General features: G+C 70.1%; 13 protein-coding genes and 1 pseudogene. 9 read left to right on the top strand and 5 right to left on the bottom strand.

What is annotated here, in order from left to right; all coding sequences use genetic code 11:
- Together FV228_RS09170 and FV228_RS09175 are read left to right on the top strand one after the other, a co-directional pair.
- The coding region (locus FV228_RS09170; protein ID WP_147854332.1) for an MFS transporter at positions 1 to 783 on the top strand (783 nt) is incomplete at its 5' end.
- Positions 784 to 895: 112 nt separating this feature from the next.
- On the top strand, positions 896 to 1,429 hold the full coding sequence (locus FV228_RS09175) for a BA14K family protein (RefSeq protein WP_147854333.1): 534 nt from the start codon (positions 896 to 898) through the stop codon (positions 1,427 to 1,429).
- Positions 1,430 to 1,530: 101 nt separating this feature from the next.
- On the opposite strand, the gene FV228_RS09180 is transcribed toward FV228_RS09175, so the two are convergent.
- The gene (locus FV228_RS09180) at positions 1,531 to 3,120 is read right to left on the bottom strand and encodes a catalase (protein ID WP_147854334.1); all 1,590 of its coding nucleotides are present in this window, start codon (positions 3,118 to 3,120) and stop codon (positions 1,531 to 1,533) included.
- 137 nt (positions 3,121 to 3,257) lie between these two features.
- Here FV228_RS09180 and FV228_RS09185 point away from each other — a divergent pair, with 137 nt between their 5' ends.
- From FV228_RS09185 to FV228_RS09200, 4 genes are all read left to right on the top strand, one after another.
- Positions 3,258 to 4,187 (top strand): LysR substrate-binding domain-containing protein, encoded by a 930-nt coding sequence (locus FV228_RS09185; protein WP_147854335.1) that lies wholly within the window; start codon positions 3,258 to 3,260, stop codon positions 4,185 to 4,187.
- Positions 4,188 to 4,507: 320 nt separating this feature from the next.
- A complete protein-coding gene (locus FV228_RS09190) occupies positions 4,508 to 5,998 on the top strand; it encodes an argininosuccinate lyase (protein WP_147854336.1) in 1,491 nt (496 codons plus the stop codon).
- 356 nt (positions 5,999 to 6,354) lie between these two features.
- Positions 6,355 to 7,413, top strand: a complete 1,059-nt coding sequence (locus tag FV228_RS09195) for an AbrB family transcriptional regulator (protein WP_147854337.1) — start codon at positions 6,355 to 6,357, stop codon at positions 7,411 to 7,413.
- Complete coding sequence (locus FV228_RS09200) at positions 7,410 to 7,757, top strand: diacylglycerol kinase (protein ID WP_147854338.1); 348 nt, start codon at positions 7,410 to 7,412, stop codon at positions 7,755 to 7,757. The genes FV228_RS09195 and FV228_RS09200 overlap by 4 nt, the downstream gene beginning before the upstream one ends.
- A 12-nt stretch (positions 7,758 to 7,769) precedes the next feature.
- Here the strand turns inward: FV228_RS09200 and FV228_RS09205 are convergent, their stop codons facing one another.
- Together FV228_RS09205 and FV228_RS09210 are read right to left on the bottom strand one after the other, a co-directional pair.
- On the bottom strand, positions 7,770 to 8,135 hold the full coding sequence (locus FV228_RS09205) for a DUF5615 family PIN-like protein (RefSeq protein ID WP_147854339.1): 366 nt from the start codon (positions 8,133 to 8,135) through the stop codon (positions 7,770 to 7,772).
- Positions 8,119 to 8,688 (bottom strand): DUF433 domain-containing protein, encoded by a 570-nt coding sequence (locus FV228_RS09210; RefSeq protein WP_187277682.1) that lies wholly within the window; start codon positions 8,686 to 8,688, stop codon positions 8,119 to 8,121. The genes FV228_RS09205 and FV228_RS09210 overlap by 17 nt, the downstream gene beginning before the upstream one ends.
- A gap of 148 nt (positions 8,689 to 8,836) precedes the next feature.
- Between FV228_RS09210 and FV228_RS34125 the strand changes: the two are divergent.
- The 3 genes and pseudogenes from FV228_RS34125 (at position 8,837) to ilvA (ending at position 10,972) form a co-directional block, all read left to right on the top strand.
- Positions 8,837 to 9,087, top strand: a pseudogene (locus tag FV228_RS34125) (type II toxin-antitoxin system ParD family antitoxin).
- Between the two features lie 47 nt (positions 9,088 to 9,134).
- Positions 9,135 to 9,374 carry a type II toxin-antitoxin system RelE/ParE family toxin gene (locus FV228_RS09220; RefSeq protein WP_147854341.1) on the top strand — a complete coding sequence of 80 codons (240 nt, stop codon included), beginning with the start codon at positions 9,135 to 9,137 and terminating at the stop codon, positions 9,372 to 9,374.
- Positions 9,359 to 10,972, top strand: a complete 1,614-nt coding sequence (gene ilvA / locus FV228_RS09225; RefSeq protein WP_281406483.1) for a threonine ammonia-lyase, biosynthetic — start codon at positions 9,359 to 9,361, stop codon at positions 10,970 to 10,972. Before FV228_RS09220 ends, ilvA begins: the two co-directional genes overlap by 16 nt.
- A gap of 3 nt (positions 10,973 to 10,975) precedes the next feature.
- Here the strand turns inward: ilvA and FV228_RS09230 are convergent, their stop codons facing one another.
- Both FV228_RS09230 and FV228_RS09235 read right to left on the bottom strand, forming a co-directional pair.
- Positions 10,976 to 11,635, bottom strand: coding sequence for an MgtC/SapB family protein (locus FV228_RS09230; RefSeq protein WP_147854343.1), 660 nt, complete (start codon positions 11,633 to 11,635; stop codon positions 10,976 to 10,978).
- A gap of 224 nt (positions 11,636 to 11,859) precedes the next feature.
- Positions 11,860 to 12,573: EcsC family protein (locus FV228_RS09235; RefSeq protein WP_147854344.1), on the bottom strand; the 714-nt coding region annotated here is incomplete at its 5' end.

The raw sequence follows: 12,573 nt of genomic DNA on the forward strand, positions 1-12,573 counted from the left end.
GTGCCGGTGGAGCACGCGCTGGGCGGCGGCTGGCCCTCGGCGCTCGCGGTCTGGGCGCTGCCGGCCCTGGTTGCCGCTTTCCTTTGGATTCCGTTCGCCCGCCGCACGGCCTCGACCCGGGCGCCCTCTGCCGGGCGGCTGCTGCGCGATCCGCTGGCCTGGTGGGTCACGGGCTTCATGGGCCTACAATCCTCCCTGGCCTACACGCTGTTCGGCTGGCTGCCGCTGTTGCTCCAGGCGCGCGGCCTCTCGGCCCTGGATGCCGGCCTCTACGCCTCGCTGATGACCTTGGTCCAGGCGCCCGGCGCGCTGATCACCGCCATGCTGGCAGCCCGCGCGCGGGATCAGCGCGCCTGGATCGTGGCGATCCCGGGGCTCACCGCGGCGGCGTTTCTCGTGCTGGCCTTCGGACCCGAGACCCTACGGATCCCCGCGGCCTGCGCCCTCGGCTTCGGCATCGGCGGCTGCTTCGGCCTGGGGCTGACCCTGATCGTCCTGCGCGCCGCCGATGCCGCCAGCGCCGCCGGCCTCTCGGCCATGGCGCAGGGCATCGGCTATACCGGCGCCTGCCTCGGGCCCCTCGCCTTCGGGCTCGCCCACGAGGCGACCGGCGGCTGGGGTCTGGCCGGTGGGCTGTTCGTCACGATCGCGCTCGCCGCGATCCTGGTCGGCCAGGCCGCCGGCCGCGATCGCAAGGTCAGCGCCGCCGCTCCGGAGGCCGGGAGCGGTCACCTCCAGCCGGTGACGACGCTCTGCAGCTCGGATCCTGCGCGCAGCGCTTGAGCGCAGCCGCCGGAACGTCCTTGACGGACCGGTCCGCCGCCGCTCGATTACGCAGAGTATTGCGACTCGGGCGCCGCCTCTTTCGGCCGGCGTCCCGCGCTGGGTGGACGGCATGACACGTATCGAACGGTCCGGGATTCGGCTGGCCGCCGCCGCCATGATGGCGCTCGCCGTGATGGCGGCGGCTGCGGAGGCGCGCGGGTTCGGGGGCGGCTACTCGGGTGGCGCGATCGGGCCACGGATCGGAGCCTGGGGGCGACCGCTCGGACCGGTGCGGCCGGGCCCGGGACTCGGCTGGCGCGGGCCCGGCTACGCCTTCCGGCATCCCGGCTATCACCGGCACTGGCGTGGCGGCTACGGCGGTGTTTACGGCTACGGGCTCGGCGGCCTGGGCCTCGGGTTCGGCCTGGGCGGCCTGTGGGGCGGCTTCGGTGACCCGTTCTTCGACGACGGCTACGTCTATGCGCCCCCGGCCTACGCACCCCCGGTCGATGTGGCACCCGCCGATGTCCCGCCCGTCGTCGAGGCGGAGGACCCGGCCGATCTGTCCGCTTCCGTCGCGGCCTGCGCCCGCCGCTTCAGAACCTACGATCCGGCCACGCAGACCTACATCGGCAAGGGCTACGTCCGGCGGCACTGCCCTTGAGCGCGGATCACGCTCTCGGTTGAGCCCAACGGAAAGGCCCCGCGGGTTCTCGCCCGCGGGGCCTTGCATCATTCAGGATCGGTGCGACGCGGAGTAGAAGGCTACTCGGCGGCCACCCGGTGGGCCTGCGAGCCGTCCGTGTAGGTCTCGGACTGCAGGCGCTTGTGCGGGGCGGCGCGGCCCGGCAGCGGCGGCAGGGCCTTGGCCTTCTCCAGATCGATGCCCGCACCCTCGGCGACGCGGCGGCCGTAATCCTCGTCGGCGTGCCAGAAGTGCCAGACCATCCGCAGCTGGATGGCTTCCGGGCACTGCTTCATGTCGCCGACGAGGTTGGCGATCAGGTCCTCACGCTCCCAATCCTGGAACGAGCGGTACCGGACGCCGGCCTGGGTGTAGTCGTCCTCGGTGCGCGAGGTCTGGTAGCGGCCGAGCTGGCCCTGTACCGGCTGGTGGTAGTCCTTGGCCGGCTTCGGGGCCTCGCGTAGGCCCTCGGCGAGCGTCGAGGGCTCGTAGTTGATGTGCTTGTTCGGACCGGTGCCGTCGACCGAATAGGTCATCTGGCCGTCCCGCTGGTTCGAGTAGACCTTCACGCCGGGCTGCGGCGCGTTGATCGGCAACTGCAGGTAGTTGGCGCCGACGCGGTAGCGCTGCGTGTCCGAGTACGACAGCGTCCGGCCCTGCAGCATCTTGTCGTCCGAGAAGTCGATGCCGTCCACCAGGACGCCGGTACCGAACGCCGACTGCTCGACCTCGGCGAAGAAGTTGTCCGGCACCCGGTCCAGCACCATGCGGCCCACCGGCAGCAGCGGGAACTGGTCCACCGGCCACAGCTTCGTGTCGTCCAGCGGGTCGAACGACAGGTGGTCGTTCGGGCCGTCCGGCATGATCTGCACGCAGAACTCCCACTCGGGGAAGTTGCCGGCCTTGATGTTGTCGTAGAGGTCGCGCGTCGCGTGGCCGACGTCCTTGCCCTGGATCTCCGCGGCCTGCGCGGAGGTCAGGTTGCGCACGCCCTGCTTAGGCTCCCAGTGGAACTTGCAGAGCACCGCTTCACCCTGGTCGTTGACCAGTTTGTAGGTGTTGACGCCCGAGCCTTCCATTTCGCGATAGTTGGCCGGGATGCCCCAGGGCGACTTGAGGTGCGTCACCATGTGGATCGCTTCGGGGTGCTGGGCCACGAAGTCGAAGAAGCGCCACGCCTCCTGGCGGTTGGTCACCGGGTCCGGCTTGAACGCATGAATCATGTCGGGGAACTTGATCGCGTCCCGGATGAAGAACACCTTCAAGTTGTTGCCGACCAGGTCCCAGTTGCCGTCGACGGTCTTGAACTTCACCGCGAAGCCGCGCGGGTCGCGCTCGGTCTCCGGGCTCTCCTTGGCGCCGGCCACGGTGGAGAAGCGCACGAACATCGGCGTCTTCACGCCGGTCTCGTTCAGCACGCGGGCGCGGGTGTACTTGGAAGCCGGTTCGTTGCCGATCTTGCCGTAGGCCTCGAAGTAGCCGTGGGCGCCGGCGCCGCGGGCGTGGACCACGCGCTCCGGAATCCGCTCGCGATCGAAATGCGTGATCTTCTCGATGAACTGATAGTTCTCGAGCGTCGCCGGGCCGCGCTCGCCGACCGTCCGGGTGCTCTGGTTGTCGCGGACCGGATGGCCCTGGCGTGTGGTCAGGATCGGGCGTTGATCGCTCATGCGTCTCATCTCTCCGTGATGCCTGTGATCGGCATATGGGGCCGACTCAGCAGACTGGAACCGTTCCGACCAGGTTATGGACCTCCGCGGGGGCGTTGGCTAATGCATCGTCGCAAACGCCGTGATAGACGTAGCCTATGAACCTGTCGGGCCTGTCGCTGCGCGATCTCGAGTATGTGGTCGCCATCGCCGACGAGGGCCATTTCGGCCGGGCGGCCGAGCGCTGCAACGTCAGCCAGCCGACCCTGAGCGTCCAAGTCCGCAAGCTCGAAGCGTCCCTCGGCCTGACTTTGTTCGAGCGCTCGAACCGCCGGGTACTGCTCACGGAAGCCGGCCAGGGGATCGTGCGGCAGTCGCGGATCGTCCTGGCCGAGGCCCAGCGATTGCTGGCGCTCGCCACCGAGGGCCGCGGCTCGCCGCTCACCGGCCGGCTCGTGCTGGCCGCGATCCAGACGCTGGGCCCCTACTTCTTCCCACTCGTGCTGCGGCCGCTGCGCCAGCAATACCCGCTGCTGACCCTGTCGCTGTCCGAATCCCGCACCGCCGAGATCGTCGAGGGCCTGCGCGACGGGCGCATCGACGCCGCCCTGGTCTCCCTGCCCCTGCCCCCGGTCGGGCTGGCGGTGGCGCCGCTCTTCGTCGAGCCGTTCTGGTTGGCCTGCCCGGCCGAGCATGCGCTCGCCCGCGGCGGCGCCCTGTCGGCCACGGAGATCGCCGGGCCGGACCTGCTGCTGCTCGACGAGGGCAACTGCCTGCGCGACCAGGCGATCGCGGCCTGCGGCGCCGGTTCCTCCGTGGGGCGCCACGCCACCAGCTTGGAGACTCTGCGCTCGATGGTGGCGGCGGGGACCGGATACACCCTGCTGCCGGCGCTCGCCGTGCCCGCCGGCCCCGACCCGACCGGCTTGACCGTCACCCGGGCCTTCGACGTCGACGGCCCCGGCCGCACCATCGCGCTGGCCTGGCGGGCGAGCGATCCCCGCGCGCCTGGGCTGGCAAACCTGGCGGCGTTCTTCCGGGCTCATGCGCCGGCCGGCACGGCCGCCTGCCGGGATGGGGCGGCATAGGTTTCGAGGATCTGGGTTCTGAGGCACGGCCGTTCGTTGACCTGCCCCGTCATCCCGGGGCGCCGTAGGCGAGCCCGGGATCCAGATCCGCCGACGGCGCATGGTCTTGTCGCAACTCAGTCTTTCGATGCCACACTTCCGGAATGCCGGGGTGATTCATATCGCAGAGGGCTGCTCCGCCGAACCGTATCGCCAGCGCGCGGAGGAACGTCCAATCCGCACCGGCTCCACACACGATCCGCAATGTGATGTGTGATCACCCGCCGGATCCGACAGAATGCCCCGGCCGGCGCGAGACGGCGACCCATAGGAGCACGTGCATGCGGCGCAGACTGATCGCGACCCTGGTCGCCCTCCTCGCCCCCGCGGCGGCCCGGGCCGAGCCGCATGACAGCTTCGCCCGCATCGACGCCATCGACCGCGCCTCCCTGGTGATGACCGTGGAGGCCGGCATCGTGCCGCGCGATCTCGGCGCGCGGATCGCCCGCGCGCTCGATCAGGTCGCCGCGGATGCCGCCCGCCCGGGGGCCGAGCGGCCCGACGACTACCTGCGGATCGAGCCGCTGATCACCGCCATCGCCGGACCGGACGCCACCCGGATGCATTCCGGCCGCAGCCGTCAGGACATCATCCCGACCGTGCTGAAGCTCGACCAGCGCGACCGGCTGCTCGACCTCGCCGAGGCCCTGGACAAGACCCGCGCCGCCCTCCTGGACGTCGCGGAGCGGGAGGCCGATACGATCGTCCCGGCCTATACCAACGGCGTGCAGGCCCAGCCGACGACGCTGGGCCATTACCTGCTCGGCTATGCCGGGGCGCTGGCCCGCGATGCGGATCGCCTGCGCGAGACCTGGGCGCGCGTGAACCTGTCGCCCTTGGGGGCCGCGGCGCTCGGCACGTCGAGCTTCCCGGTCGATCGCGTCCGCCTCGCGGGGCTGCTGGGCTTCGACGCACCGGTGGAGAACAGCTACGATGCCGGCCAGCTGGCACCGATGGATCTCGGCCTGGAACTGACCGGCCTGTCCGCCAACCTCGCCACCACGGCCGGCAGCTTCGCACAGGACCTCTACGCGCAGTACCACCAGACCCGGCCGTGGATCCTGCTGCGCGAGGGCGCGCTGACCGGGCCGAGCAGCATCATGCCGCAGAAGCGCAACCCAGTGGCGCTGTACAGCCTGCGCATGAAGGCGAGCGACGTGGTCGGCGCCGCGCAGGCCTTCGTCATCATGGCCCACAACGTCGATTCCGGCATGCCGGACTACAAGCGCAACCAGGCCGAGCCCCCCGGCCGGACCGTCTCCGAGGCCGCCGAGACCTGCCGGCGCTGGACGCGGGTCCTCGACGGGCTGGTGATCGACCGGGACCGGGCCGCCGACGAGGTCGCGGCCGATTATGCCACCACCACGGAACTCGCCGACACGCTCCAGCGCGTGGCCGACGTGCCGTTCCGGCTGGGCCACCATTTCGCCTCCGAGCTTGTGAGCTACGGCCGCAGCCACGACCTGCGCCCGGCCGACCTGCCGTTCACCGAGGTGAAGCGGATCTACGCGGAGGCTGCGGCCGGCTCGGGCCTGAAGCCCGACCTGCCCCTCGACGAGGCCCGGTTCCGGGCCGCCCTGTCGGCCCGCGGCATGATCGACGCCGCGAAGGGGCTCGGCGGACCGCAAGCCCCGGAGGTCCGGCGCATGCTGGCGGCCGCCCGGACGCGGCTCGATTCAGACCGGACCTGGCTGGCCGAACGCCGCACTGCGCTCGCGGCGGCACGTGGGCGGCTGGATGCGGCATTCGCGGATCTTAGAAAGGGTCCGTAGGATAATTCCCGTTAAAACGACCCTCCCGCCCACCTCCCCATCCCGAGGTGCCCGCATCGCCGGGCCTCGAAGGAGCCGTCCGCCGGCCACGCGATCCCCGGAGGGCTCCTTCGAGGCCTCGGGTTCGCTGCGGCACCTCGGGATGGGGGAGTGGGTGGGATTGGCCGGCGGAGAGCCCTACGCGCTCGACATAGCTTCGCCTTGAGAGAAACGTATTCGTGCAACCCTGCATGAACACCGAACGTCGCCAGCCCCGACATCGACATTCCAGAAAATCTTTGCCGTGACAGGGCCTAGATTGCAGTGTAGCGCGCCTCCGCCCGGCAATCCGTGCGGGTGAATCCCCACCGGTCGCCTTGCCCTCCTCCCGCACCCTCGGCCTCTGGGCCGCCCTCTCCGTCGCGTCGGCGGCCGTCTCGATCGTTCTGCTGCATGCGGGGTTCCCCGCCGCGCTCCTGCTCGGGCCGATGATCGCGGCGATCGCCTTCGGGGTCGGTGGCTCCCGCCTGCATGTGCCGCGCTTCGCCTTCAACGCCGCACAGGCGATGATCGGCTGCCTCGTGGCCCATGCGGTCACCGGGCAGATCGCCCAGACCCTGTTCGAGGATGGGCCGCTGATCGTCGCCGTGGTGCTGGTCACCGTGGCGGCGAGCGGATTCGTGGGCTGGATCCTGACACGGCTGCGGGTCCTGCCCGGGACCACGGCGGCCTGGGGCTCCTCCCCCGGCGGCGCCTCCGCCATGGTGGCGATGGCCGAGGATTTCGGGGCCGATCCGCGGCTCGTGGCCTTCATGCAGTATGTGCGGGTCGCCGCCGTGGTGTTCTCGGCCTCGCTGGCCGCCCGGTTCCTGATGGAGGCGCCGGTCCCGGGCGCCGCCGCCGGGGCGGCCGAGGTGACCGGATTACTCTCGCTGCTGGCGACGCTGGCGGTCGCATTGGTCGGGGCCGGCGTTGCCCTGTCCCTGCGGGTCCCGGCCGGAGCGCAGATCGGCCCGATGGTGCTCGGCAGCCTGCTCCATGCCAGCGGCCTTGTGCGGATGTCCCTGCCGGCACCGATCCTCGAACTCGCCTATGCCTGCATCGGCATCTATGTCGGCCTGCGCTTCACCCGCGAGACCCTGCGGCTGACCTTTTCCGCCCTGCCCGGCATCCTGGCGGCGACCTTCTCGGTGATCGCCCTGTGCGCCGCCTGGGGCTGGGGCCTGACCTTCCTTCTGCCGATCGACCTACTCACCGCGGTGCTGGCCACCAGCCCGGGCGGGCTTGATTCCGTGGCGATCATCGCGGTTGGCTCGAAGGCGGACGTGTCTTTCGTGCTGGCGGTGCAGACCCTGCGCCTGTTCGTGGTGCTGCTGACCGGGCCGCTGCTGGCCAAGTGGATCAGCCGGTCGGTCCCGGAGGGCGCCGCCCGATGAACGCCCTCGTCCTCGCCTTCCTCAATTCCTGGCGCGGTCTGCGCCACGGCGCCCGCACCGAGCGGGCGGTGCGGCAGGAGCTGGTGCTGCTGGCGCTCGGCGTGCCGGTGGCCCTGCTGCTGGGCGCGACCCTCTGGGTCCGGGTCGCCCTGATGGTGAGCCTGCTGCTGATGCTGGCCGCCGAGTTCCTCAACACCGCCGTGGAGAAGCTCTGCGACCACGTCCACCCCGGCCACCACCCGATGATCGGCACCGTCAAGGACTTGGCCTCCGCCGGGACCTTCATGGCGCAGATGGCGGCCTTGCTGGTGTGGGTGGCGGCGCTCGTGGAGCGGGTGGGTTAGCAGGCGCGCGGTTCACCACGATCCGATGCGGTGGATGCGCCCAGCGGTGTCGATACGTATCACGCCGCCGGGCTTCCGCAGCGCCTCGTCCGCCGCTTTGAGGAGCTTTCGGAACAGCAAGCTTGTCTGGCTCGGCGGCAATGACGGCAACAGGATCAATCCGGGATGGGCCGGCATCCGCGCAGCGAGGGCCAGGAAATCGCCCGCGTTCACCGTAACAATGATGGCTCCGACCGCACACCCGAAGGCGAAGATCGCTGCATCTGTCGCCTGCCGTCCAAGCTCGGCCACCGCGACGGTGCGTTGTGCCGTGTGGCCCAAGCCTTCAGCGATGCCAACCAGGGATTTCGGGCAGCATTCGTCAAGAAGGAGGTACAACGCTGCGCGCCTTCCGGGGCGGGCGGCCCTGACGCGGGCTGACGCGGTCGAACAGGATCGCCGCGGAGACCTGATCGGACGTCAGGTCGAACTCCTCCGCCAACGACTCCGGGGAAGCGCCGTGCCTCACCATGTCGGCGACGTGCCGCGCCGGGATCCGTGTCCCGCGTAAAACGGGTTCGCCGCCCATGATCTCGGCGTTCTGTTCGATCGCCTCGTTGCGCAGCCGATCGAGGATTTGCAGCCGGTCCGCAAGTTCGGCTTCCACCGCATCGAGGGCGACACTGAGATGGCTGACCTGAGCTGTGTTCCGCCGCGCATCGTGCGCTGCGGCGATCGCATTGCGCAGGCGCTGCCGCAGGGCCGGGGTCAGATCGACACGCAAGTCGCGCACGGTGGCCAGATAAAGCAGATCCGCGCTGCCGATTTCGCGCACGGGCTTACCATGCCCTGAGACGATCCCGGCATCGATCTCACTGTTCACCCCACGCACGCTGGATTGCGTAACGAACGCGGCTTCCGGGACTGTCAGGGCAAGGCGGGCCAGAGGCATTGAAACGCATCCACACTCGTGGATGAATTTAAGGCGCGCCCGACAATGGCGCAACATCATTCGGATGCCCGTGCCACCCCTCGGACGGGGGCGCTAGGGCGAAAATGAGAATGTTTGCCATGCTGGATCGGAATAGAGACCGTTCGGCATGGCGACCATGAACGTATCGTTGCCCGATGCGCTGAAGGACTGAGTCGAGTCTTAGGCTGAGACTGGGCGCTTCAGCAGCGCCAGCGACGATGTCCGCGACCTGATCCGCCGCGAGCAGGAGCGCAGCGACGGCCCTGCACAGCTTCAGACGCCGATTGCCGAAGGGTTCGACAGCGGCCTCGGTGACCGGTCATTGGTAAAGTCCTGGCTGAGGCCTGGGAGCGCGTACGGGCTTCCGCAAATCTGTGACCATCCGGACGACGCGATAGGCGGATCGCGATCAGTTCGCGATCTACATGGCTGGCGCTGCCGCCTTCGGCAGCGACCGGGCCGAGCGGTCCTGTGCAGGGCTGAAGGCGCTGTTCGCCCTGCTCGCTGAGAATCCGCTGATGGCGCGCCTGCGGGCTGACATCGTGCGGCCGGTGCGGCTGTATCCGTATCGTGCACATGTCGTCGCGTCTGTCGAGCCAGCGGACAGCATCCTGATCGTCCGCGCCCTGCCGGGCCGCCAGGATTGGGCGTGGTATCTGACCTGACAAGACCCCCGCTCGCATCTCGCGGCGCGAAGGTCTATCTCCGGCCAACCGCGTCCCGCGACCCAAGTCCCAAGAAAATGACCGACTACATCCGTAAGATCCTGACCGCCCGCGTCTACGACGTGGCGATCGAGAGCCCGCTCGATCCGATGCCGCGGATGACGCAGCGGCTCGGCCGGCCCGTGCTGCTCAAGCGCGAGGACCTGCAGCCGGTCTTCTCGTTCAAGCTGCGGGGCGCCTACAACAAGATGTCGGGGCTGAGCCCGGACCAGATCGCCCGGGGCGTCGTCTGCGCTTCGGCGGGCAACCATGCGCAGGGCGTGGCGCTGGCTGCGGCCAAGCTCGGGGCCCGGGCGGTGATCGTGATGCCGCGCACCACCCCGTCGATCAAGGTCGATGCTTGCCGAGCCCGCGGCGCCGAGGTGCTGCTGCACGGCGACGCCTTCGACGAGGCCCTGGCCCAGGCCAAGATCCTGGAGGCCGAGCAGGGCCTGACCTTCCTGCACCCGTTCGACGATCCCGAGGTGATCGCCGGCCAGGGGACCATCGGCAAGGAGATCCTGGAGCAGCATACCGGGCCGATCGAGGCGATCTTCGTGCCGGTGGGCGGCGGCGGGCTGGCGGCCGGGATCGCGACCTTCGTGAAGTACCTGCGGCCGGGCACCAAGGTGATCGGCGTCGAGCCGGAGGATGCCGCCTGCATGGCGGCTGCGCTCGCCGCCGGCACCCGGGTCAGCCTGCCCTCGGTCGGGCTGTTCGCCGACGGCGTCGCCGTGCGCCAGGCCGGCGAGGAGACTTTCCGGCTCTGCCGGGAGCATCTCGACGAAGTCATCACGGTGGACACCGACGCGATGTGCGCGGCCGTCAAGGACATCTTCGACGATACGCGCGCCGTTTCCGAGCCGTCAGGCGCCCTGAGCCTGGCCGGGGCCAAGCTCTACGCCGAGCGCGAGGGCGGAAACGGCACCCTGATCGCGATCTCGTCGGGGGCGAACCTCAACTTCGACCGTCTGCGCCACATCGCCGAGCGGGCGGAGATCGGCGAGCAGCGCGAGGTCCTGCTCGGCGTCTCCATCCCGGAGCAGCCCGGCGCCTACCGGGCGTTCATAAGGGCGCTCGGGCCGCGGGCGATCACCGAGTTCAACTACCGCCACGCACCGGGCTCCGAGGCGCAGATCTTCGTGGGCATCAACATCGCCGGCGGCAAGCGCGAGAAGCAGGGGCTGATCGGCGACCTGCGTGAGGCCGGCTACCGCGTGCTCGACATGAGCGACAACGAGATGGCCAAGGTCCATGTCCGCTACATGGTCGGCGGCCGGGCGGTGGGCGTCGCGCACGAGCGGCTGTTCCGCTTCCAGTTCCCGGAGCGGCCGGGGGCACTGATGAAGTTCCTGGACGCGCTGGGGCCCGGCTTCGACATCACCCTGTTTCACTACCGCAACCACGGCGCCGATTACGGCCGGGTGCTCGCCGGCATCGCGGTGCCGCCGGCCGAGCGTGCCCGGTTCGATGCGGCGATCGAGGCGTTGGGCTACCCGGCCACCGACGAGACCGAGAACCCGGCCTACCGGCTGTTCCTCGACGGCGAGGCGGCCTGACCGTCAGCCGTCGACGGTATCGACCGAGACCACGTCCGCCGTCGCGCGCAGTTTCGTGGCGATCGCCTCGAAGCTCGTGCGCGACAGCCGGACGAAGGTGACGGTGACTTCGTCGAGATCCGGGTCGGAGGCCGGGCGGGTGGTGAACTGGCGAACCCGCGAGGCGCGCTCGCCCGTGACCTCATGGAGCGTGTCGATCGACATCGTGCCCCTGCGGACGGTCATGCGCAGGGTCTGCGACCGCATCCGCTCGCGCCAGCGCTCCTCGAACGGCTTGATCCCGGCCAGGATGCCGACCACCAGGGCCGTCGTGGCCAGAGCCGGCACGTAGAGCCCGCTGCCCACCGCCAGGCCGATGGCCGCCACGCCCCACAGGCTCGCCGCCGTGGTAAGCCCCTTCACGACCTCGCCCCGCAGCAGGATCGTCCCTGCCCCGAGGAAGCCGATGCCGGACACCACCTGCGCGGCCATGCGCGAGGGATCGAGCACGATGTCCTTGGTGCCGAGCACGTCGCTGAAGCCGAAGGCCGAGACGATCATGATCAGGCAGGAGCCGACGCAGACCAGCATGTGCGTCCGCAGGCCCGCCGCCCAGAGCAGCCGCTCGCGCTCCAGCCCGATGACGCTGCCGGCGAGCGCCGCCAAAGCGAGCCGGGCCACCATCTCCGCGTTGCTGATCAGAATCGCCTCCGTCTACCCGCCTCGCGCGGAAAGTTTCTGGAGAATCTGGCAGGGCGGATCAAGGCGGGTCCCGGGGTTCGATCGAGGTTCGACCGCGCACCCTGTCTTTCCGGACTCCGCTTCGCGGCGCCCCGGAATGACGACGCGGTTCGTTACGACGACATCGATCCTGCCGACCGCAAGGTTATTTCGCGATCTTCTCGCACTCAGGCGACCCCGAGCGCCGCCTTCTCGACTTCGTAGGCCGCCCGCACGGCGGCCGGACCGTAGGCCCGCTCCAGCCGCCGGACCGTGAAATGCGCCCGGGCGGTCGACTGGAAGTGGCTCATGAAGGCGGTGTTCACCGCGGCGCCGCCGAAGGCGCCCAGCACGGGGACGGCCTGGGCCGCGACCTTCTGCGAGACCACGAGGCCGAACCGGGCCGCGATCTGCGCCGTGAACCGGATCAGGGCAGGAGCCGACTGGTCGAGCAGGGTCTTGCTTCCGGCGTAGCGGGCCGCCTCCGCCAGGGTCTTGGCCAGGGCCGCCCGGACCGCGAAGTAGCCGCTCTCGGTCAGTGCCGAGCCCGCCTGGGTCTCGGCCGCGGTGCGACCGCCCAACGCGAAGACCTGTACGCAGGCGAGCGCGCCTTCCGGCGTTTCCAGGTCCTCGCCCTCGTCGCGGGCGATCTCGGCGATGGAGCGCAGCATCAACGTGGTCGAGACCGGCAGCTCGACGGCCAGGGTCGCCAGCCCGAACGCGCCGCCCAACGCCCCGGACAGGGCCGCGAACGCCTTGTGCTTGGTGTCGCCCGAGCCGAGCAGACGGGTCAGCCGGCTGTCCGCCCTGGCGACGCCCGCTTCGATCTCGGTCCCCGCCGCGGGCACGACGTCCCTGCGCGGCAGCGTCGCCAGGGCGACCCGCAGGGCGCCGCGCATCGC

Origin of the sequence: Methylobacterium sp. WL18 (genome assembly GCF_008040015.1) — a bacterium.
GTDB classification, from domain to species: Bacteria; Pseudomonadota; Alphaproteobacteria; order Rhizobiales; family Beijerinckiaceae; genus Methylobacterium; species Methylobacterium mesophilicum.

Excerpts from the sequence above, each read along its gene's own strand:
- FV228_RS09175 (WP_147854333.1), top strand. The coding sequence starts at position 896 with ATGACACGTATCGAACGGTCCGGGATTCGGCTGGCCGCCGCCGCCATG.
- FV228_RS09220 (WP_147854341.1), top strand. The coding sequence starts at position 9,135 with ATGGCTGGCGCTGCCGCCTTCGGCAGCGACCGGGCCGAGCGGTCCTGT.
- FV228_RS09180 (WP_147854334.1), bottom strand. The coding sequence starts at position 3,120 with ATGAGCGATCAACGCCCGATCCTGACCACACGCCAGGGCCATCCGGTC.
- FV228_RS09190 (WP_147854336.1), top strand. The coding sequence starts at position 4,508 with ATGCGGCGCAGACTGATCGCGACCCTGGTCGCCCTCCTCGCCCCCGCG.
- FV228_RS09210 (WP_187277682.1), bottom strand. The coding sequence starts at position 8,688 with ATGCCTCTGGCCCGCCTTGCCCTGACAGTCCCGGAAGCCGCGTTCGTT.
- FV228_RS09230 (WP_147854343.1), bottom strand. The coding sequence starts at position 11,635 with ATGGTGGCCCGGCTCGCTTTGGCGGCGCTCGCCGGCAGCGTCATCGGG.
- FV228_RS09185 (WP_147854335.1), top strand. The coding sequence starts at position 3,258 with ATGAACCTGTCGGGCCTGTCGCTGCGCGATCTCGAGTATGTGGTCGCC.
- FV228_RS09200 (WP_147854338.1), top strand. The coding sequence starts at position 7,410 with ATGAACGCCCTCGTCCTCGCCTTCCTCAATTCCTGGCGCGGTCTGCGC.